Origin of the sequence: Guptibacillus hwajinpoensis (assembly GCF_005144865.1) — a bacterium.
Lineage (GTDB): Bacteria > Bacillota > Bacilli > Bacillales > Guptibacillaceae > Guptibacillus > Guptibacillus hwajinpoensis_A.
The window spans coordinates 300,196-319,550 of record NZ_SWFM01000001.1; the positions used below are offsets into that span (position 1 = coordinate 300,196).

Sequence of the window (19,355 nt, forward strand, 5' to 3'; positions counted from 1 at the left end):
CCAGTCGCAATTTATATAGCAATTATAAGATAACTTCCCTGACAGTTAACGTCAGGGAAGTTATCTTACTTCATAAAATTTTATTAATTCCGACAGAACTTCAATAAGTCTTTTCTTAAGACTTATTGGCTCAATAACTTTAATAGATTTATTGTACGGTAAAAGTAAATAAGGTACATATGTATGTATTATATCTTTTTCAAGAAGAAAAATGGCTTGATTAGAAGTCCGTTCTTGTAAATAATGTCCTAAAAACCAATGTTGGCAAATATCAGCCAATACACTTTTATCCCCATTAATAACCAAAGAAATAATCCCTTCCTTATCTTCTATAGTTGGAAGAAGACTTTTCATAAAAAAGTCACGTGCTGAAAAATTTTCTGGCCGGTTAAACTTATATTCGGTTAGCATTAGACTTTCAATTCGATCTACTCTAAAACTACGGATATCATTCCTAAGATGACAAAATCCAATCACATACCACTTATTATTCCAATAGATAATTCTGTACGGATCAACCAATCTATAATTTAATTGCTTTTCGCTACTTTTATGGTAAAGAATTTTTACTGAGGACCCCTCAGCTACGGCCTGCTCCAACTCTTTCAAAAGAGGTTCCATAGAGAGTGAACTTAATCGACTTATTACTTCAAGACTAGTTAAATGTTGGTTTATCTTTGTTTCCTGCTCTTGATTTGAGTATTTACTTAGTTTTGAAATGGCCCTATTTAGTGCTTCACCTCCATAATATCCAGCTTCTTCTGCAAAAACAGCAGCGTGATATAGTGAAGTTTGCTCCTCAAAATCAAAAAAAAGAGGAGCCTCAATAAAATTGTTCATTAATGTGTATCCACCGTTATGTCCAGGTTCTGAAATTATTGGTACGCCACTTGTTGAAATTGTATCAATATAACGATACACAGTCCTTATATTCATCTCTAACTTTTCTGAAATTTGTTTTGCAGTAGTTTTTTCACCTGAACGAAGCATCCATAGAATTGCTAACATATTGTCAATTTTAGGCATATAATTCCACCTCTATATCCCTCAGATTTGGGAAGTCTTTTATTCGTTCAAGATTTTTAGTGCTGCCTTGAATAGCTATTTCATTCAAATCACCATTAACTTCATTTAAATCTCTAATAAAATTCGGCTGATTGCCGATAGGAAACAATATGACTCCCACATTATTTGTTGTAATAGAGCACGAGATACTTAGATTATCACAAATAATATATTCCAAGTTGTATTTTCATTTATTTAGATCTCCCCGCTTTTCAAGATACTAAATCTTAATTTTCGACTCTTCTGGCATTAATCAATCGCTTCTAATATAATGGAAGAAGCTATTTCTTTTTAATACCGAATATTATTAATGCCACGCCAGAAAAAAAGAAAAAAGGTACAAATAAGTTGCTGAAGATACCACTTGCCTCCACCTCAGGGATTGCACCTGTCATTCTGCCTGATAAAAAACCAGCCTTTATTAAACTGGATGAAATTAAGGAAAATCCACGATCAAGTGTATAAATAAGTCCAGACATTATCACAAGTACAAACCCGGTTATTTTATAAAAATTCATATTTCAGTAATCACTCTCCTACTTCCATAAACAAGTATATAGCCATATATTTTTTTGGTTTAACTAAACTGCCCCTAACCCTGCACAGAGCACTTACGTTTTATCCTAGAAACGCTTCCGTTTGTTAAGTGCATTCATCACAAACATAACCCATAATCTTCATTTGCTACAAGAATGCTGTCAAGTTTTTTTCACTATAACTAACACACTAAGTACAATCCACCAGAAATCAGAAATCAGTTTTCAATTGTTTTAAGTTGTAGTCGCTTTAGAATTGGAAATCTCTATCCTTCATTAGCAGGACTTCCGATTCACCTTCTTTAATGCCCTCTGCCGACCCCATCAAAAATTTGTGTGTTTTTGTAAATGATGAAAACGTAGAGGATCCACATACCAATTATTTTTACTAAACTATTAGCTTGTACTGATTTAAACATTCTAAGTACACCACTCTGTTCTGGTAATTTAATTTGTTATTCGATCATTGGTCCTTTTAAAAAAGCTTCCACAATCCTGCCCTCTTATTAACTTAAACAAAAAGGAATGTAATCCTTTTTAGATCAACACTCCGAGATTGTAAAATAAGAAATTTCTATTAAAATATAATTATTTATTAACGTCTTCAACACGTAAGTTTGTGACTGTGCCTTGGTGAAAATAAAGTTGCCATCTTTCATCTATATACTTCCATATTGAGCTTCTTAGGGTATTACGATTGTTTGTTTTATTATTAATAAAATAAGTTGTTAAAACTGCAAAAGGACCTAATGGATGAACTTCAAAATCATATAATGACAATTCATCCAATGCCAAACCACTATCAATACAATCCTTTTTATATATCTTATTTCCTGATGCTCCAATTTCAAAAAATTCATCAGCAAGGATCTTATCTAATTCTTCTGCTGAACTACGAATCTCAAGATTTATATGGCTTTCTTCTAACTTTTTTATAAGTTCTTTAAGATTGGTTTCCACCATTCCACTCCTTATTTTATATTATCGTCTATTAAACCCATATTCGCTCCGAGATTGCGGATCATTGATATTTGTTATGATTTGTTTCCAACCACTAGTTTGTATCCTTAGAACAGAAGCCATTACTCCTATGAGGCAGAAGATAATTCCTACTGGCAAGATGAAGAATAGTAAAAGGTCTGGAATTATTCCAAGGTACGGAAGAAATGTACATATTGGAACTGCAACGGTCAGGGTTAATAAGATAATGAAATCTAGTTTTTTGGTATCTAAATAAAAGTCCTCCTAAAGCAATACAATAGTTTGATTAGCATCTAATCTTAGTCAAATGCTTAATACCAATTATTTCAAAACAGAGCTAATAAATCCATCTGTTCCCCAAAAAAGAACCTATCTAATTAAAAATAAGCTCCGAGATTGAAAAAGATATCGAAATAAAACTTTTCATAAGAAAAACATAGGAAGAATTTAATCTTCCTATGTTTTCCATCATGTTATTTATCTGTCTGTTTTTGCTTCTTTTTTAAATACTCCGCACGTATTTTTTCAAGATGATTCTTTTTATCAAATTTGGCAGTCGTCTGTTTTTCATGAAACTTTGTCACAGCTACCTTACCTTTGTGATCCAATTGATATCTTCCCACTTTGTTCACCACTTTTCTTCTCTTACAAGAGAATCTATACAACTATATAATATACCTTATTTTACGGCAGTAATCTTTATTTTGAACACTTATTTCAAAAAAGTGTTCTTCTACTTCTTAAAGAAATGCACCGAGATTGTGGAAGATTGTCATTTTACTTCCAATATTCGATTACTGTTCTTTCTTTTGCTTTAGCAACCGTTAGTGAAAATACCTAGTAGGAAATTACTCATATATCTATTCCAAAAAAATTAAATAGTTCTGAAATGATTTCATCACTTCTTGGTTGAAACATAAATATTGAGAACGCAATACTTATGACCCCTATCAATACCAAGCCATTTCTTTTATTCCCAAGTAGCCCCTTAACAACTAAAAATATTCCTACAAATAATATTAAGAAATACCAAATCCCCATAACCTCACCCCTTAATAGAATAACGTTTCGTCAAATCTTGCACCAGATTGCTAAGCGATAACCACTGTGTAGCTATCGCTCCGATAATACGGAAGACTTGATTTCGAGATTTTGAAACGGATCTATACCTAATGTACCAGTTTGTTTTCACTATAACTCGCACTAAGTTAATCCCCCAGAAATCAGTTTTTACTGTTTTTAAGTTGGAGTTGCTTTAGAATTGGAAATCCCCATTTTTCATTAGCAGGACTTCAGTTCCACCTTCTTTAATTCCCTCTACATTCATGTCTTCGGTACCAAAGGTCACATTGACTAACAAAAGTGAAGTATTCAGACCCGCTGCCTTCAACTCTTCCTCAGATTGGTCATTGCCATTTTGAATGTTGGAAGGAGATGCATTTCCGATTCCAATATGACAGGAAGTATTCTCATCAAATAAGGTATTGTAAAAAAGCGTATCTGACTTAGCAAGAGGAGATTTATTAGACACCAGGGCAATTTCACCTAGATAATGTGATCCTTCGTCTGTTTCGATGAGGTTTTGTAACACTTCCTGTCCCTTTTCAGCAAAATAGTCGGTAACCCGTCCATCATTAAAAATTAGATAAAATTCATCGATGACACTTCCCCCATAGATAAGAGGTTTGGTACCTACCAATTTCCCATTCACCTTATTTTTATGAGGAGCAGTAAATATTTCTTCCGTAGGAATGTTCGGAAAGAAAGGTATTTCATCTTTATCTATGACACCCCCACCGATATAGAGATGATCTTTAGGTAGACCAACTACTAAATCAGTTCCAAGGTTATTTGTAAAATGCAGGGATTCAAATTGGCTCTCGTTTAGAATCTTTTTTCGAGACTCGAAGGATCTATTGTGACTCTCCCAATCTTTTATAGGGCTTTTCCCATCTGCCCGAGATCCTTTTAAGATTAATTTCCATAAGAATTGTAAAGCTGCTTCTTTACTTAGGTTGGGGAATACTTTCATTGCCCATTCAATACTCGGGACAGTTAGAAGACACCAGCGCACCTCGTGTGACCTAATTTTCGCATGATGATCCCTCAATTTGGTACGAGAAGCTTTTTGGAAACGATTTATCTTTTCTGTAGAAACTTCCTTAAAGACCTCTAAGTTTTCAGAAATAATATGGATGTAAGCAGCACCAGCATCCTCCCATTCCTTAAAACGAGCAGCCTGCCAATCAGGTAAGTGATCGATGACAGTATCTGCTGCGTGTAAGAAAAACTCTTTGGTAGACTGTTCATCTGTCCAGTCTATAAATACATTGGACGCTCCTGCCTCGTAGGCCACCGTTTGGATTAAACGTGCAAACGTAGCATATTGTATATCACTATGAATAATCAATAATTGATTTTTCTGCAGGTTTACACCAGCTCGCACAGCAAGTTCTGCATACTTTTTTAACTGTGCTTCACTTATAAATTGATATATTCCTTTAATCATTTAATATCTATCCAGCCATGTTCTTGGATAATTACACAATAGGACCTGCCACTACTTTAGCTAACCTGATTCATTAGCACAACAAGCGATAGCCAAAGTGCAGCTATCGCTCCGATTTTCTGGAACAAAGAAATTATAGTTTTTATAGTCATTTCAAGAGTTCCTCAAAAAGAAATCAGTTCTTCTTTAGCACTCGAATGAACATCCGGATATTCTTTTAGAAGTCTTTTAATAAGATCTCTCTTTTGAACGTTTGAATTCATATATTCACTTCTTATTAAAGCTAGGTATCCTGCAAATGGTTTACCTTCATTAACACTTTGTTCCACAATATTTAATTTATCTAGTAATCCCTTGGTCCAAATGAGTTCTTCTTCATCTGAGTACTTTACTGCCAACTCTGCCTTATCAATAGACTGATCTAAACTTCTGAATAGAAGAGCTATGGAAAGTCGATCGTATGAAGGTGCGTTTTGTGGGTTTTGTTTAACAATTCTTTGGAGGTATTCTATCGATTTTTGATGTTCTCCTAACTCAGTGTAAACAACTGCGATAGTTGAATTTGACTGGTATAGGTTTGGTACATATTGATTTATTTTAAAGAGCGTTTTTAAAGCACCTTTTGGATTTTGATCCTGATAAAATTGTCCTCTAGCCATCTTCAGTAATGATGGAATGTCTTCCAATTGATGAATAAATGTTAATTCATAGCTTGAAAAATCTTCTCCAACAACTTCGTTAAAAGCATATCCAAACGCTTGATTTTTCCTCTTTTCGACCAATTGTTTGATGAAGTCATCTCCTTCAGTGTTTATTATATATTGTATAAACAACATACTTTGAAGATATGGTTCATATGGAGATCGTAGATGACTATCCATTTTTTCAGGAGTATCAAAATTCCCAAAACTTATGTATTCGATTTTTTTAAGGTGTTTTTCAGAAAAACCAATATTTTTTCTTTCGATGTAACCAGCTACTCCCTCGTGAAACCACATTGGAAAATCAGAGGCAACTAATCCACTATTATGAATAAGAGTTGCTAACAGGTGATGAGTATATTCGTGAACCACTGTCCTATCAAAGTTGTTCATTTCTTCTTCAGTTTGTGGAATTGAAAGGTGGATTGTTTGATCCTTAAACGTATAAAAACCTGTAACACTTCCATATTCAGACTCAAATAGGTCTTCCATCTTAGTAGAATCACCATACAAAATCATATTTACTGGATTATTTAATCCCATCCCAAACAATCGTTCAAACTCTTCCTTTTCGCTTTCTAATGCATTCACTGCTGAATCTATGTATTTCAGACTTTCTTGATCTTCTTTATAGTAAAAAGTGATCTCCCCAATTTTTTTTGATTCCATATGTCTTATTTCATCTTCAAAGTCTGGTTTGTTATTAAAAAGATCCTTATAGAAGTTAAGCTTCTGAGTAACATTAATTGAATCCTCATTATTTTGAGAAGTGGCAACTTCTTCGATTGAATAATTTAATGCCGTTATGAAAAATGTAATCAAAGATACCAATACTGTTAAAATAATTAATAACAGGTTAGGTGATCTCTTTTTCAAAGTATGCCTCTTAGGCTTGAAAAGTCCAAATACTCCAAATAGTATCAATCCAGTTCCTAATAGAGCAACAATCGTCCACGCTACTATACTTTGTTCTGTATTAAACCAAAGCAATATTGTCCAAAAAGCTATTATTATACCAACAGACATTAAAACAAAAACGAGAATACGCTTTAGAATTTTAAATCCTCTCCAACTCACTCAATATTTTGTGTTTTCATCCTTATTAGGAGCCACGACTTCAAATAGTCTTTCGTATAGAACTAATCAGATACCTATATAAATGAATAACTTATAGATTATTTCGAATTCAATTCTTAAATTAAACTGCGCAAACCTCTAATACCAATTATTTCAAACTATCCCACATAACTCAATCTTTACCTTAATGTAAAAGAAGCCTATCTTATTACAGATAGGCTCCGAGATAATAGAAGAACGTTTATGTATGACTTGGGCTCTTCTTATACTTGGGTATTCTTTTTAGTAAATAGATTTCCGATCACTATTATAAGTCCTATGAGGAAATGTATTAATCCATTAGCTACTGTAATAAGACCTACAAAAGCTGCCATTAGGCTTCCACCTTGGCCGACATTACCAGGGCCTACTAGGATTCCACCAACAACAAAGCCAAGTCCAACGCCAAGAATTGCTAATAAAATACCAGAAGCCCTGAGGGGAAGACTCCCACTTCCGTGCCATTTAATCATGAAGATATTTGCTGGGATTAACAATGCAGCAAGAAATAAATACATCAGTACATCCATACAATCCCCCCTTAAATAAGTTCTTATATCTAACTATTAAAGATTTGCTCCGAGATTGTTGAAGATAGTTATCTATTATTCCGAAACTTATGTAGCTTTGTTTCGTAGTACTTAATAGGAGGGATATACATATGAAATTCAAACTAACTTATTTAATGCTAGGGTTATTAGTTGTTTTGGCTGCTTGTAATTCTGGCGGTGGTAGTTCGACAGAAAACCAACTGGAAACGCTTAAAGACAACTATCCAGAAGTGAAGACTGAATTAGAAAAACTCCCAGAAGAATTTAGAAACGAGATAACGGTTCCAAGTAAGAAATCAGTTCCTCTTGATGTATCTGAAGTTGAAGCAGTGGCAGAAACGAAACTCAAACCCTATGGTATGAACTTTTATTACGTAGAAGACGAGAAACGTCTAAATGTATCGATCAAGGATCAAAAAGGTATAGACGTATCACTCGGGAAAGATTCAAATCAGGAACTGGATAATGACATTAATGGGTATTACAGTGAAGGTGGAGGGATATCAAAATTAATGTGGTTGAGTGAAAATAAAAATGCATTATATTCAATACAAGGCGTTGTCCCACCTGAACAAGACTCCCCTTTTAAAAAGGAAGAGATGGTGGAAATCGCTAACTCCATCATTCAGCAAAGAAAATAGATCATTATTCGACCAATTATTGGGAGCTTATCTATTTTAGAAAAGCTCCCTTCTCTTTAATTAGTTCTTTTTATCTCTTTAAAAGAAATATCCCACCAATTATCAAGACGGCTATTATTATAATTGGAACTAATGCTATACTCACAGCACCCATACCCACATTATTTCTCTTCTCATTACTCAACAAATCTTCAACTCAACCTACATAGCTATATCCTCAAATGCTCCTCTATAATGGCATAAAATTATATATATAATTCTCTTCTGGCTTTTCTTATAATGTCTTTAATGAATGGTCCTTTTTGTTGGGTGTAGGCTGGTCTGTCATACTTGTATTTAGTAGCGAGTTCACTTTTTAGCAAAGCATATTCCTCAGCTACTTTAGGGTGCTTTCTAAGATAATCACGAAACATTATTTTTTCGATCCATTCTGTACTATGTATTTCACAAATATGTAAGTGACAAGTCCCTTTCCCCCATAATCCCTTTCTGAAAAATCTTCTATCTGTTAATTCTGGTTTTGGAACATATTCAAATTCTATTTCGCTTAAAGGTTGCACAAAAGCTGATGTACTATTTAAATCCTTTATCCCTACCATAATGTCAATAATAGGCTTAGCTTTTAATCCTTTTATTGAAGTGCTTCCAATATGTTCAATTCCAGCTATTTTATCACCAATAGCAGCAATAATTCGCTTTCTCTCAAAATCGAATTGACTTTCCCATTCAGTATTATACTCATTCAAATTTACAATCGGTTTTGTCATTACTACTCCCACCAATAAATAGACTTTTTAATTAAATTCTATGTAATATGACACGTACCCTTCTTCAATATTAAGCCGGATAAATGTGAATCCTGTTCAAAGAGAGGACTGCTAAAATCATGGGAAACATCATGGATATTAATAAACGCTCCGATATTACGGAATACCGAATAACAAAATAAAGTTAATTTTAATCAAATCAATTTTAGTGAATTTCACTATTCTAGATAGTATACTTAAATATGAGTTCTCCATTTGGATCTCTTTCATTTATAAATTCAAACCCCATACTTTTATATAGACTATATGCTATTCTATTTTCCTCGACGATACTCAAATATATATCCTTCACTTCAAATTTACTCGAAACTATTCCAATAAGCTTTTTCATTGCTATTCTTCCTAAGCCTTTTCCTTGATATCTCTCATCAATGATAATTCGATCGATCCAAGTATCCTTATTTGGTCCAAAAGAGCCATACATTGCAAATCCAACAACATCTTCATTATGATATATAGCTACTGGATGCCAACCTTCATATGTATCAGCTTCTTTTAGACATTCATCTACTGTTTCAACAAAATTTTCTTGGTCAGCTTTTAATTTTACATTTTTGACTAGACATTCATTAGAATGGTCAATGTCTCTAAAATTAACGTTGCACACGTTAAAATACACCCCTTCTTCATTTATACCTGATCCTACATTATTCCTGTTGATAATTTTGAAAGTGAGCGATTGCATTAATTATTCAGCAAGTGCTCCGAGATTCAGGTATAATTAATACACATTTCTTAAATTTATTTCTTTAGGATAAACGCATCTTCTGTACCATCCCACTTAATGATCACCTTAATTTCTTCATCTTCGTTTGTTTTGGCGCAACCAGTACAAGAAGTTGAGTGGGTAAAACTTTTGCCGTTAACATTTATTTCTCCACTACTATTCCCTGTATTTGAAGTGATTTTATATTCAATATCCGAAACACTATCCTTGCCTTTGTAACCGAACCTAAATTCACCATTTTCACCTTCTGAAGTTTGGTTGCTGATATATTTCCCTTCCCAATAATCTCCTTCTCCTTTAAAGGAAAGCGTTGTTTGCTGACACCCTACAAGTAAAATTAATAGGGTAACGAAAGCAAGAATAGATAATTGTAGTTTCTTCACATTGTTTATTTAAACCACATCCTTCTTTCATTTTTATTACACTTGTTCATCACTCCTCCACAAATCCTGCCACTATTGCTTAATTCCAATTATTTCAAAACTAAATCACTTGCTCAACCTTTTTGATAGAAAAAGACGTAACTCCTTCCTAAGGAATTACGTCTGATAGGTAAATAACGTTTTTCAAGTTTGTGATCTTTACTTCTCAAAAAATTATTGACTATTCTTTCGGGAACTCTCTAAAAGAACCACGCCATCCTTATCTTCTACAATTAATTTATAGGGATCTTCCTGAACGTAAAGAGCTACTTGTTCCGATTCTATAAATTCTTCAATAGTGCTTACTATTTCTTTTGCTTCATCTTTTTTTTCAGGATCTGCGGAGTTAATAGACGTTTTAATATAGAGCGTTATAGAGGATGTATTGTTTGAATAGGCAACCTCTGTAACATTCAGGTCGCTTTTCTTTTCCAGCCCGTCAGAGATGACACTAATTACGTCTGTCCATCGATCTGCCTGATCACGTTTCTCCATATCAATTATTGTTTCTTCAATTACGAGTCCCTCATGGTTGTATTTCGCTAAAACATCCTTAATATAGGATTTAATTTCTTTAATATCGTCCTTTGATTCACTGTTGGCAATATCGATTACCACTCTCTTCAACCCTATATCAACACCATAGGACAGTACGTCATATTTGTCTTCAAGTAGAAGTGGCTCAAGTTCTTTTGAGATTTGATCCTCTTCTTTATTAATGCGCTTCTCTTCTTCACTTGGATTATAGCTATCATCATATGGAATAAAGCGCTCGACACGTATATTAAATCCAGTATAGTTATGGTGAGTTAATACCTCTTTCACTTCATGAACAATATCAGGTTTTACATTTTGAATGTAGCTTTCATCACCTATTATTGAAACTGTAATCTGTTTGACTTCGTAATCCGAATCCAGTCCTCTAACATTTGGTTCAATATCGAGTAGTGTTTTTTCTAGCACTTTTGTTACTTCCATATCTGATTTCTCTTCTTCAAAAAAACCACTCAAGTATGGAAATTCAGCCACGACTCCTGCCAATGAAGGAGAGAAAAATGCTGATCCAATAAATAAGATAAGCATAATCATGGCAATGCTAATGGGATAGTAAACACGTTTGATCCATCGAGGTCGATGTTGATCGTTATTAATCTTAGTTATTACGCCATCTTTAATTTTCCCACTAATCTCATCTGAGTATTGGTCTTCATACTTCACTTTAGCTTTCTTTAACTCTTCATCCATTGAGGTTCGCCTCCTTCTGATCCAGCATGTTTTTTTTCAACAAATTGCGAGCTCTAGATAACCTCGTCTTAACGGTGTTCAGATTTAAGTCTAAAGCCTGACTAACCTCTGTAACGGTTTGCTCATGAAAGTAGTGCAGCACAATGATTTCGCGATACTTTCTGGGGAGGTCATAAACATAATCAAGTACCTCTCGATTTCCTTCATGCTCTATGTAAAGTTGCTCAGAACTTTGAGATCTTAAGAAATTATCAAAAAAACCAGTTGGATTTTTTAAGAGTTGAAAACTTTTTTTGCGCAAATGATCCTTCGCTGTATTTACAGTGATTCTGTAAAGCCAGGTTTGGAGGGACGCCTCTCCTCGAAATCTCTTGAGATTTTTAAAGGCTTTTAAAAAGACTTCTTGAGCTATATCTTCTGCTGATCCTTTATCTTGCACGTAAGAGTATGCAAGTAAATAGATTTTTTTGAGTGCTCATCAACCAATTCAGCTATTTGAAATTCTAGTTTCTCTTCATCAACTTCACCCGTTAAAGACGGGTCGTTCTTTTTCATCTTCAAAACCTTTAGACTCTTATAGAAGTTAAATGGTTTCATCTATATCTAATAGAACTCAACTATTTTTCTTTCAATATAAACAAAAGGACCTCCTTACATGGAAGTCCTTGCTAATGTTAAGCCCAAACACCAACTACTAAATTAAGAGAAAAAAACAGAAGGTATATGTATATTATTTCGAAACTGAGTCTTCAACTATCCTGCTCTTAAACCTAATAACAATATGCATTAATTTATCCTAATTTCACCACAAAAAAGAGATGTCAAAGAAAAAATGCGATCAAAAATAACAATACAATCATCCTACATTTTGACAACCTTCTTAGTTTGTACAATAACTGTTGACTACTGAATTTATAGTGTCATTTAAACTGGCATATGCTCCATTAACTCCCTGAGAAACATTGATTACAAAACAAAATGTCCTGTGTAAATTCACAGGACATTCTTAATGTGATTAAACGCTTATGCTCCTCAAAACGGAACCCTATACTTCTCTATTAGACTGGCTTAAAACAGTGTCGTAAGCGACTGATAATAATTCAATTTATCTTGTTCGAGTTTTCTTAAACTACTATCAAGATGACGACAAAGTAACGATTGAAACTCTTTCTCCTGTGCATTTTCAATGTGCTTTATCATTTCTTCATGTTCAAGGATATCCATTTCTTCATTATCATTGTCTCCATTAAATACATCATATAGCACCATATAAATCGTAATTTGATTTAAGATTTTCTCCATGAAATCAATCAAATAGCTGTTCCCACTTGCCTTTGCTATCAAAAGGTGAAACGCATTGTTTTTTTCTTGATACAGTAAGATTTCCCGCTTCTTATAGGCGTTTCTCATTTCATCAACATATTGTTTAAGTTGATCGATATCATACGTTCCAATATTCGAAAACCCTTTTTGAACCGCCATTTCCTCTAGCGCTTTTCTCATTTCAAATGCTTGAATCATTTCTTCAATCGTTGGCTGAACTATGAAAGCTCCCTTATTTGGAATGACGTTCACTAGTCCCTCTGATTCTAACTTCATAATCGCGCTTCGAATTGGCGTCCTACTCGCGTTAACCTTCTCTGCAATGGCACTTTCAAACAACTGATTACCAGGTGCAATTTGTCTTTTCATGATCGCATTTTTTATTAACTGATACACCTTTTGTTCAACTGTTTCTTTTCGCATTTCAATTAACCCGCCCATACGTTCATTTTTTACCTATTTTAACATATTGTGTGATCATTTTATATTCAACTAGAGCAATATTGTTGAACAATCTTGTTCAAATTACCTCTCTATGATATATTATCCTACGTATTCAGAATAGAACGGAGTGATGATATGAATAACACAGGGAAAGAAATCACATTAATTATTATTGGATCCCTGTTCTTTGCGCTTGGCGTAAACTGGTTTGCCATCCCTAACGAACTTGGTGAGGGCGGCGTTACTGGTATATCGATGACACTTTACTACCTCATAGGATGGTCGCCAGGTATTACGAACTTCGTTATGAACGGTGTCCTTCTAGCAATCGGTTATAAAGTTCTAAACAAGCGAGTAACCTGGTATACAATTATTGCGATCTTCTTTACCTCTCTCTTTATACAGTTAACAGAAGGCATGGGTAACCCACTAGACATTATGCTAGGAACTGTCTTTGCCGGCGTTTTTATCGGTATTGGACTTGGGCTTGTTTTACGTTCAGGAGGGACAACTGGAGGCTCAACTATTGTAGCTCGAATGCTAAATCAGCATTTCGGTTGGAGTGTAAGTACATCCATGTTTGTTTTCGATATTCTAGTTGTTCTTGGTTCATCTGTAGTCATTGGGATAGAGAATACAATGTACACAGGTATTTCAATCTATATTAGTACTAAAATATTGGATTACTTGATTGATGGTTTTGATACTAGAAAAGCTGTAACAATTATCTCTCAAAACACCATAGCGATCGCTGAAAAAGTAAGCGAAGAGATGGATCGTGGTGTAACTGTTATTAATGCTCGAGGTCATTATTCCAATGAATCAAAAGATATTTTGTATGTTGTTATTAATAAACAAGAACTATTCCTCTTAAAGAAAATGATTCAACAGGTTGATGAGAAAGCATTTGTTGTTGTACACGATGTGAGAGATGTATTTGGTGAAGGATTTACATTCCCCAAGACTTAAATAAACCCCGAGTGTTGTATTTCAATCACTCGGGGTTTTTGTTATTTACGATCATATATCACAAAGTCGAAATCGTATTTGTTTCGATCGTCCTTCGAATGCTTCTCCCTAGAGGTTTCCTTCCACTCTTCCTTTGAGAAAGTCGGAAAGTACGTATCTCCCTCAAACGATTCATGGATTTCAGTAATGTACAATCGATCAGCATGAGGTAAGACTTGTCGGTATATTTCTGCTCCCCCAATAACAAACCATTCTTTCTCTTGATTACGTGTTAATTCAAAGAACTCCTCGATTGAGTGAAGTACTGTCACTCCTTCATACTCAAGATCTTTTCTTGTAATCAAGTAGTTCTCTCGTCCTGGAAGAGCTTTGCCGATGGATTCAAACGTTTTTCTCCCCATGACAATTGGCTTGCCAGTTGTCATTTTTTTAAAGTATGCAAGGTCTGCAGGTATATGCCATGGCAGATCGTTGTTTTTACCTATTAGATTCTGCTCATCCATAGCGAGAAGAAATGAAATCATACAGAAACCTCCCCTTTAATATGTGGATGAGGATCATACTCGGTTAACTCAAAATCATCGAAGGTAAAATCAAAAATCGATTTCACATCTGGATTGATCTTCATTTTGGGAAGAGTCCGAGTATCACGTGTAAGCTGAAGTTGAACTTGTTCAATATGGTTATTGTAAATATGTGCATCACCAAGTGTATGAATAAATTCACCTGGCTCTAAGTCACATACTTGAGCCATCATCATTGTTAGTAACGCGTAGGAAGCAATATTGAATGGGACACCAAGGAATACGTCAGCTGAACGCTGGTATAACTGACATGAAAGCTTCCCATCTGCCACATAAAATTGAAAGAGGCAGTGACAAGGCGGAAGTGCCATTTCATCAACTTGAGAAGGATTCCAAGCTGTTACAATCATTCTTCGCGAATTGGGATTCGTTTTAATCTGTTCAACAACTTTAGATATTTGATCAACTGTTTCTCCATCTGCCCCTGTCCACGAACGCCACTGATGTCCATAAACCGGACCAAGTTCACCGTCTTCATCTGCCCATTCGTTCCAGATTCGGACGCCGTTATCTTGCAGATACTTTACGTTTGTATCTCCTTTTAGGAACCAGAGAAGCTCATGAATGATGGAGCGTAGATGTAGCTTCTTTGTGGTTAAAGCGGGAAAGCCTTCTTGTAAATTAAACCTCATCTGATGACCAAACACACTAATCGTACCTGTACCAGTTCGATCAGATTTCTTTGTACCGTTATGTAAAATTTCTTCGCATAAGTCTAAATAAGTCTTCATCTTACTCCTCCTTCACTTCACTACAAATCATTGTAACATGAAGAAAGTTGAATCGTAACTCTAGCTGCGCGCTTGTTAATAATAGGCAGCGTAAGGAACATTCTATTTTTCTTATCATATTGTATATCAGAAATTAGTGAGAGGATGAAGCGAAATGAGAAAAGGTGATAAGTTGCCAAAACTCTTTCAAGACCCTATGATACAGAACTGGATGAATACATTTGATGATTTCTTTAAAGAGCCTTTTACAAATCTATTGCCTGCACAATCGTTTCGTGTAGACCTTTATGAAACGGACGTAGCTTTTATTATTGAAGCAGAACTCCCTGGAATAACCAAAGAACAAATTAAGGTTGAACCACTAGGAGATGGACTTCGAATTTCAATCGAATCTAAAAGCTATGAAGAAGAGCGAAACGACAAACAAAGATATTATAAACAAGAACGGTCATACACAAGTACGAGTCGGACCATTAAGCTACCATATCACTTTTCTATGGAGAACGTTAAAGGAAAGTATACAAACGGCATACTAGAAATTACAATTCCTAAAGATGATCGTATACATGAGGAAGCTTCCTATCTAACGATCGATTAAAAAAAGCGGAGGCTTAGCCTCCGCTCTCTTTTTACATACTCCAATCAATAAATGCATTTCCTTCAAGAAATCGCTCACAGTCCATTGCAGCCATACACCCTGTTCCAGCAGCGGTTATAGCCTGGCGATATGTGAAGTCTTGGACGTCTCCACAAGCAAAGACACCAGGAATGTTCGTTCTAGTTGTACCTGGTTCTACCTTGATATACCCTTTGTCGTCCATATCTATTTTCCCGTGTAAGAAATCTGTATTAGGACGATGACCAATCGCAACGAAAATTCCATCTGTTTCAACGATTTCTTCTTCTCCAGTATCACTATCCTCCACTTTAATGCCACTTACTTTATTGTTTGCTGCTACTACTTCTACTGGTGAGAAGTTAAGTTTCCAGCTTATCTTATCATTGTTGCGCGCTCGTTCTTGCATTATTTTAGATGCACGAAGCTCATTTCTTCTATGAAGCACAGTGACTTCAGACGCAAATTTCGTCAAGAAAGTCGCTTCTTCCATTGCAGAGTCACCTCCGCCAATCACAACAATCTTTTTGCCCCTGAAGAAAAACCCGTCGCATGTTGCGCATGTACTAACGCCTCTCCCCATATTTTCTGATTCTCCAGGAATGCCAAGAAGTTTGGCAGATGCACCAGTTGAGATCAACACAGATTCTGCCTGAATCTCACCAAGTGTATCCGTAGAGAGTTTATAAGGACGCTCTGAAAAATCAATATCCTTCACCCAGCCACGTTCAATCGTAGCGCCAAAGCGAAGTGCCTGCTTCTTCATATTCTCCATTAATTCAGGCCCAAGTACACCATCAGGAAACCCAGGGAAATTCTCGACATCGGTTGTTAACGTAAGCTGACCGCCCGGTTCAGGTCCTTCAATTACTAGCGGTTCCATATTCGCCCTCGCGAGGTAAATGGCAGCTGTTAAACCTGCTGGTCCTGTTCCTACAATAACTGCTTTATGCATAATGACCCTCCTCTATCGACTTCATTATGTTATTTTTCCTAATTCCAGAGAAATAAACCCCTCTCTTACAAATAGTATCGTTTATTTCACACATCATTCTTACTTCAATGTGCAAATGGTTGTTTATTTTCCATCCTTCTTGATAGAATAGAAGCAGTTTACAATTTGTATCAAGAACCAGAGGTGAATGTAAGATGAATCCAATCGTAGAATTCTGCATGAGCAATCTTTCAAGCGGTTCACATAAAGCAATGGAAATACTTGAAAAAGATTCTGATCTAGACGTGCTTGAGTATTCCTGTCTCGGTCATTGCACGCTTTGTAGCCAGGAAATGTACTGCCTTGTCAATGGTGAACGGGTAATTGGCGAAACGCCAGAAGAGCTTGTAGACAATGTATATCAATTCATTGAAGAAAATCCGATGTTTTAATCCTATTCGGGCATTCTAATGAGTGAATCCAAAAAAGGAGGCACTTACAAATGAAAAACCGAAATGGATATGACCCTAAAACCGGTGTTCAAGGTGAAAAAGAAGGCGAAGATGCGCTTCTAATGAACAAAAAAAGAGGCCCGCAAAATGCGCGCCCTAAAAAGAAATAACAAAACGCCGCTAATTAAGCGGCGTTTTGTTATGCGATGCGAAACCGAAATGAAAACCAGAAATCCTCCATTAGCGTTAAACCCGTTGCGATGATGTGCTGCTCCCCTTCATCATCTACTGTAATCCAGCTGTTATGCTCATCGCGGTATACGGGATAGAAATTCCCTTCCTTAAATAACTTTTTCTCTAGCGGGTTCTCAGCGCCAGTTAAAGGCTCTTCTTCAAAAACATCTCTAATACACTGTACAAGTTCCATCTATGATGTAATCCTCCCTTATTCTCCAACCAAAAACACCCCGCGTGCCTCTCTTAAGAGAGCCACTTAGGCGGAGTGTTTTTATCCCAATATATCTTACCAACTTCATAATGTTCTTCAAAATTATCGGATGCGTCGTGATAATGAAAATTAAACCAGTAGCCATCCTGTGGTGGATGGTCTCTTCTTACGTGAAAACGAAGAAGATCTTCTCCAGTTTCTTCATTGTAAACGTGCATGATACGTTCACCATAACCACTTGCAGGCTTGTCCGTCAAGCGAAGTGATCGAATGGTTTCTTCATCAAGCAGTTCAACTGATGATGCAATCGCTTCAGTCATTCTGGGCACAATAGTATCTTTATACTCACTTCCTACACGATTAGAAATCGTTTCGCCAAACTTAGCTAAACCAATCTCTTCTGATTGAAGGCTAGCATAGCTAACAAAGCCTGTAAGAAGTTCAGAAGTAGGAGCATACTTAGCAAGCGACGGCCAATCCATTTCATCCTGACCCTCGTTATCGGTTGGATCTGGAAGCTCGTCTCTCGGTTCAACACGAAGATAGCTCTCATCTTGATAATTTTCAGATGACTCTGTTTTGTCTTCAGCAAGATAACCTGTTGGAATAACCGTACCAAGTGTAATAACAGCAACAAATGCAACGAATAGTTTCCTCATCCATAATGGCGATTTCATACTTCACACCTGACTTTCACAGTTCAATTGTTCTCTTTATTTTCGCACGAACCAATAAAAAAAGCCAGATGTTTACTACATTTTTCAAAATATTATGTATCATAGGAGCGCTCTTTGAAAGCGCTCCACATTCATTAACACGTGAACATATCAATTCGATTTAGACCGATACCTGTGTAAACCCATCTTCTCCCTGTCCAACGAAATCCAGATACAGACGTGCGACCGACATATACCGGCCAAAACCAGAATGAGTTTCCACCTCTCATCCAGATATAAGTGAACCGATACATACACCCTCTAATTGCTCCAGGATCGACAGCCTGCAAGCCACTTTGAGCAGTCTGAGGTCTTGGAGGTGCTGAAGCAGGCGGGCTAGATGTTGGAGCTGTTACCGGCTGCTGTCTACTTTGGTCTCCAACGTCATAATGATACTCAATATGTTCATGTTCTTCATAATACATACGGTCCATCCCCTCTCTCTTGTTACAGCCAATGTATGCTGTATTACAGTGAGGTGTACCGATTGAAAACAAACAAAAAAAGCATCTCAACGAGTATGCTTGGAAAGTACAATCATTTGAATTAAATTACGTTGGTGACCCGTACGGGATTCGAACCCGTGTTACCGCCGTGAAAGGGCGGTGTCTTAACCGCTTGACCAACGGGCCAATTTAAAATGGAGCGGGTGATGGGGATCGAACCCACGACATCAGCTTGGAAGGCTGAGGTTTTACCACTAAACTACACCCGCAAAAATGGAGGAGGAAGAGGGATTCGAACCCCCGCGGGCGATTAAGCCCCTGTCGGTTTTCAAGACCGATCCCTTCAGCCAGACTTGGGTATTCCTCCGTTA

General features: G+C 36.0%; 23 protein-coding genes and 3 tRNA genes. 4 read left to right on the forward strand and 22 right to left on the reverse strand.

The annotated features are described in order from the left end of the window. Positions 1 to 60: 60 nt before the first annotated feature. The 7 genes from FBF83_RS01415 to FBF83_RS01440 all read right to left on the reverse strand — a co-directional run bounded on the left by FBF83_RS01415 (position 61) and on the right by FBF83_RS01440 (position 7,438). A complete protein-coding gene (locus FBF83_RS01415) occupies positions 61 to 1,026 on the reverse strand; it encodes a helix-turn-helix transcriptional regulator (protein ID WP_136945373.1) in 966 nt (321 codons plus the stop codon). 320 nt (positions 1,027 to 1,346) lie between these two features. After that, positions 1,347 to 1,583 (reverse strand): hypothetical protein, encoded by a 237-nt coding sequence (locus tag FBF83_RS20645; RefSeq protein WP_169525136.1) that lies wholly within the window; start codon positions 1,581 to 1,583, stop codon positions 1,347 to 1,349. A 606-nt stretch (positions 1,584 to 2,189) separates the two neighbouring features. Next, positions 2,190 to 2,564 carry a DUF4440 domain-containing protein gene (locus tag FBF83_RS01420; protein ID WP_136945374.1) on the reverse strand — a complete coding sequence of 125 codons (375 nt, stop codon included), beginning with the start codon at positions 2,562 to 2,564 and terminating at the stop codon, positions 2,190 to 2,192. Between the two features lie 491 nt (positions 2,565 to 3,055). Further along, positions 3,056 to 3,190, reverse strand: a complete 135-nt coding sequence (locus tag FBF83_RS21240; RefSeq protein ID WP_255435940.1) for a hypothetical protein — start codon at positions 3,188 to 3,190, stop codon at positions 3,056 to 3,058. Between the two features lie 647 nt (positions 3,191 to 3,837). After that, positions 3,838 to 5,091, reverse strand: coding sequence for an aminopeptidase (locus tag FBF83_RS01430; protein ID WP_136945376.1), 1,254 nt, complete (start codon positions 5,089 to 5,091; stop codon positions 3,838 to 3,840). A 164-nt stretch (positions 5,092 to 5,255) separates the two neighbouring features. Next, positions 5,256 to 6,668, reverse strand: a complete 1,413-nt coding sequence (locus tag FBF83_RS01435) for a peptidase MA family metallohydrolase (RefSeq protein ID WP_205665294.1) — start codon at positions 6,666 to 6,668, stop codon at positions 5,256 to 5,258. Between the two features lie 464 nt (positions 6,669 to 7,132). Beyond that, positions 7,133 to 7,438, reverse strand: a complete 306-nt coding sequence (locus FBF83_RS01440; protein ID WP_136945378.1) for an inner-membrane translocator — start codon at positions 7,436 to 7,438, stop codon at positions 7,133 to 7,135. A 131-nt stretch (positions 7,439 to 7,569) separates the two neighbouring features. Here FBF83_RS01440 and FBF83_RS01445 point away from each other — a divergent pair, with 131 nt between their 5' ends. Then, positions 7,570 to 8,100: a hypothetical protein gene (locus FBF83_RS01445; RefSeq protein ID WP_136945379.1), complete on the forward strand. Its 531-nt coding sequence runs from the start codon at positions 7,570 to 7,572 to the stop codon at positions 8,098 to 8,100. Between the two features lie 245 nt (positions 8,101 to 8,345). On the opposite strand, the gene FBF83_RS01450 is transcribed toward FBF83_RS01445, so the two are convergent. The 6 genes from FBF83_RS01450 to FBF83_RS01475 all read right to left on the reverse strand — a co-directional run bounded on the left by FBF83_RS01450 (position 8,346) and on the right by FBF83_RS01475 (position 13,067). Next, positions 8,346 to 8,867, reverse strand: a complete 522-nt coding sequence (locus tag FBF83_RS01450) for a GrpB family protein (protein ID WP_136945380.1) — start codon at positions 8,865 to 8,867, stop codon at positions 8,346 to 8,348. Positions 8,868 to 9,090: 223 nt separating this feature from the next. Beyond that, on the reverse strand, positions 9,091 to 9,534 hold the full coding sequence (locus tag FBF83_RS01455) for a GNAT family N-acetyltransferase (RefSeq protein ID WP_136945381.1): 444 nt from the start codon (positions 9,532 to 9,534) through the stop codon (positions 9,091 to 9,093). Positions 9,535 to 9,668: 134 nt separating this feature from the next. After that, on the reverse strand, positions 9,669 to 10,037 hold the full coding sequence (locus tag FBF83_RS01460) for a hypothetical protein (protein ID WP_136945382.1): 369 nt from the start codon (positions 10,035 to 10,037) through the stop codon (positions 9,669 to 9,671). Positions 10,038 to 10,250: 213 nt separating this feature from the next. Further along, a complete protein-coding gene (locus FBF83_RS01465) occupies positions 10,251 to 11,321 on the reverse strand; it encodes a DUF4030 domain-containing protein (RefSeq protein WP_136945383.1) in 1,071 nt (356 codons plus the stop codon). Next, positions 11,314 to 11,784, reverse strand: coding sequence for a sigma-70 family RNA polymerase sigma factor (locus FBF83_RS01470; RefSeq protein ID WP_136945384.1), 471 nt, complete (start codon positions 11,782 to 11,784; stop codon positions 11,314 to 11,316). The genes FBF83_RS01465 and FBF83_RS01470 overlap by 8 nt, the downstream gene beginning before the upstream one ends. Positions 11,785 to 12,389: 605 nt before the next feature. Beyond that, positions 12,390 to 13,067: a GntR family transcriptional regulator gene (locus FBF83_RS01475; protein ID WP_205665295.1), complete on the reverse strand. Its 678-nt coding sequence runs from the start codon at positions 13,065 to 13,067 to the stop codon at positions 12,390 to 12,392. Positions 13,068 to 13,223: 156 nt separating this feature from the next. Here FBF83_RS01475 and FBF83_RS01480 point away from each other — a divergent pair, with 156 nt between their 5' ends. Beyond that, positions 13,224 to 14,057, forward strand: a complete 834-nt coding sequence (locus FBF83_RS01480; protein WP_136945386.1) for a YitT family protein — start codon at positions 13,224 to 13,226, stop codon at positions 14,055 to 14,057. Between the two features lie 41 nt (positions 14,058 to 14,098). On the opposite strand, the gene FBF83_RS01485 is transcribed toward FBF83_RS01480, so the two are convergent. Beyond that, entirely contained in the window at positions 14,099 to 14,581 is a 483-nt protein-coding gene (locus FBF83_RS01485; RefSeq protein ID WP_136945387.1) for a dihydrofolate reductase, read from the reverse strand. After that, positions 14,578 to 15,372 (reverse strand): thymidylate synthase, encoded by a 795-nt coding sequence (locus FBF83_RS01490; protein ID WP_136945388.1) that lies wholly within the window; start codon positions 15,370 to 15,372, stop codon positions 14,578 to 14,580. The genes FBF83_RS01485 and FBF83_RS01490 overlap by 4 nt, the downstream gene beginning before the upstream one ends. Positions 15,373 to 15,526: 154 nt before the next feature. On the opposite strand from FBF83_RS01490, the gene FBF83_RS01495 reads away from it, so the two are divergent. Next, positions 15,527 to 15,970, forward strand: coding sequence for an Hsp20/alpha crystallin family protein (locus FBF83_RS01495; RefSeq protein WP_136945389.1), 444 nt, complete (start codon positions 15,527 to 15,529; stop codon positions 15,968 to 15,970). 31 nt (positions 15,971 to 16,001) lie between these two features. Here FBF83_RS01495 and trxB read toward each other — a convergent pair whose 3' ends face one another. Continuing rightward, on the reverse strand, positions 16,002 to 16,943 hold the full coding sequence (trxB, locus tag FBF83_RS01500) for a thioredoxin-disulfide reductase (protein ID WP_136945390.1): 942 nt from the start codon (positions 16,941 to 16,943) through the stop codon (positions 16,002 to 16,004). A 194-nt stretch (positions 16,944 to 17,137) separates the two neighbouring features. On the opposite strand from trxB, the gene FBF83_RS01505 reads away from it, so the two are divergent. Next, positions 17,138 to 17,374: a YuzB family protein gene (locus FBF83_RS01505; RefSeq protein ID WP_136945391.1), complete on the forward strand. Its 237-nt coding sequence runs from the start codon at positions 17,138 to 17,140 to the stop codon at positions 17,372 to 17,374. Between the two features lie 199 nt (positions 17,375 to 17,573). Here the strand turns inward: FBF83_RS01505 and FBF83_RS01510 are convergent, their stop codons facing one another. The 6 genes from FBF83_RS01510 to FBF83_RS01535 all read right to left on the reverse strand — a co-directional run bounded on the left by FBF83_RS01510 (position 17,574) and on the right by FBF83_RS01535 (position 19,351). Then, complete coding sequence (locus FBF83_RS01510) at positions 17,574 to 17,801, reverse strand: hypothetical protein (protein WP_136945392.1); 228 nt, start codon at positions 17,799 to 17,801, stop codon at positions 17,574 to 17,576. A gap of 53 nt (positions 17,802 to 17,854) precedes the next feature. Then, on the reverse strand, positions 17,855 to 18,499 hold the full coding sequence (locus FBF83_RS01515; protein WP_136945393.1) for a YpjP family protein: 645 nt from the start codon (positions 18,497 to 18,499) through the stop codon (positions 17,855 to 17,857). A 134-nt stretch (positions 18,500 to 18,633) separates the two neighbouring features. Continuing rightward, positions 18,634 to 18,963 carry a transporter gene (locus tag FBF83_RS01520; RefSeq protein WP_240687951.1) on the reverse strand — a complete coding sequence of 110 codons (330 nt, stop codon included), beginning with the start codon at positions 18,961 to 18,963 and terminating at the stop codon, positions 18,634 to 18,636. A gap of 132 nt (positions 18,964 to 19,095) precedes the next feature. Beyond that, a tRNA-Glu gene (locus FBF83_RS01525) sits at positions 19,096 to 19,170 on the reverse strand. 9 nt (positions 19,171 to 19,179) lie between these two features. Next, a tRNA-Gly gene (locus FBF83_RS01530) sits at positions 19,180 to 19,253 on the reverse strand. Positions 19,254 to 19,258: 5 nt separating this feature from the next. After that, a tRNA-Ser gene (locus tag FBF83_RS01535) sits at positions 19,259 to 19,351 on the reverse strand. Positions 19,352 to 19,355: the final 4 nt, after the last annotated feature.

Bases quoted from the DNA above. Each gene is read 5' to 3' on its own strand.
- FBF83_RS01415 (WP_136945373.1), bottom strand. From the start codon at position 1,026: ATGCCTAAAATTGACAATATGTTAGCAATTCTATGGATGCTTCGTTCA.
- FBF83_RS20645 (WP_169525136.1), bottom strand. From the start codon at position 1,583: ATGAATTTTTATAAAATAACCGGGTTTGTACTTGTGATAATGTCTGGA.
- FBF83_RS01420 (WP_136945374.1), bottom strand. From the start codon at position 2,564: ATGGTGGAAACCAATCTTAAAGAACTTATAAAAAAGTTAGAAGAAAGC.
- FBF83_RS01430 (WP_136945376.1), bottom strand. From the start codon at position 5,091: ATGATTAAAGGAATATATCAATTTATAAGTGAAGCACAGTTAAAAAAG.
- FBF83_RS01440 (WP_136945378.1), bottom strand. From the start codon at position 7,438: ATGGATGTACTGATGTATTTATTTCTTGCTGCATTGTTAATCCCAGCA.
- FBF83_RS01445 (WP_136945379.1), top strand. From the start codon at position 7,570: ATGAAATTCAAACTAACTTATTTAATGCTAGGGTTATTAGTTGTTTTG.
- FBF83_RS01450 (WP_136945380.1), bottom strand. From the start codon at position 8,867: ATGACAAAACCGATTGTAAATTTGAATGAGTATAATACTGAATGGGAA.
- FBF83_RS01465 (WP_136945383.1), bottom strand. From the start codon at position 11,321: ATGGATGAAGAGTTAAAGAAAGCTAAAGTGAAGTATGAAGACCAATAC.
- FBF83_RS01475 (WP_205665295.1), bottom strand. From the start codon at position 13,067: ATGCGAAAAGAAACAGTTGAACAAAAGGTGTATCAGTTAATAAAAAAT.
- FBF83_RS01480 (WP_136945386.1), top strand. From the start codon at position 13,224: ATGAATAACACAGGGAAAGAAATCACATTAATTATTATTGGATCCCTG.
- FBF83_RS01485 (WP_136945387.1), bottom strand. From the start codon at position 14,581: ATGATTTCATTTCTTCTCGCTATGGATGAGCAGAATCTAATAGGTAAA.
- FBF83_RS01490 (WP_136945388.1), bottom strand. From the start codon at position 15,372: ATGAAGACTTATTTAGACTTATGCGAAGAAATTTTACATAACGGTACA.
- FBF83_RS01495 (WP_136945389.1), top strand. From the start codon at position 15,527: ATGAGAAAAGGTGATAAGTTGCCAAAACTCTTTCAAGACCCTATGATA.
- trxB (WP_136945390.1), bottom strand. From the start codon at position 16,943: ATGCATAAAGCAGTTATTGTAGGAACAGGACCAGCAGGTTTAACAGCT.
- FBF83_RS01505 (WP_136945391.1), top strand. From the start codon at position 17,138: ATGAATCCAATCGTAGAATTCTGCATGAGCAATCTTTCAAGCGGTTCA.
- FBF83_RS01510 (WP_136945392.1), bottom strand. From the start codon at position 17,801: ATGGAACTTGTACAGTGTATTAGAGATGTTTTTGAAGAAGAGCCTTTA.
- FBF83_RS01515 (WP_136945393.1), bottom strand. From the start codon at position 18,499: ATGAAATCGCCATTATGGATGAGGAAACTATTCGTTGCATTTGTTGCT.
- FBF83_RS01520 (WP_240687951.1), bottom strand. From the start codon at position 18,963: ATGTATTATGAAGAACATGAACATATTGAGTATCATTATGACGTTGGA.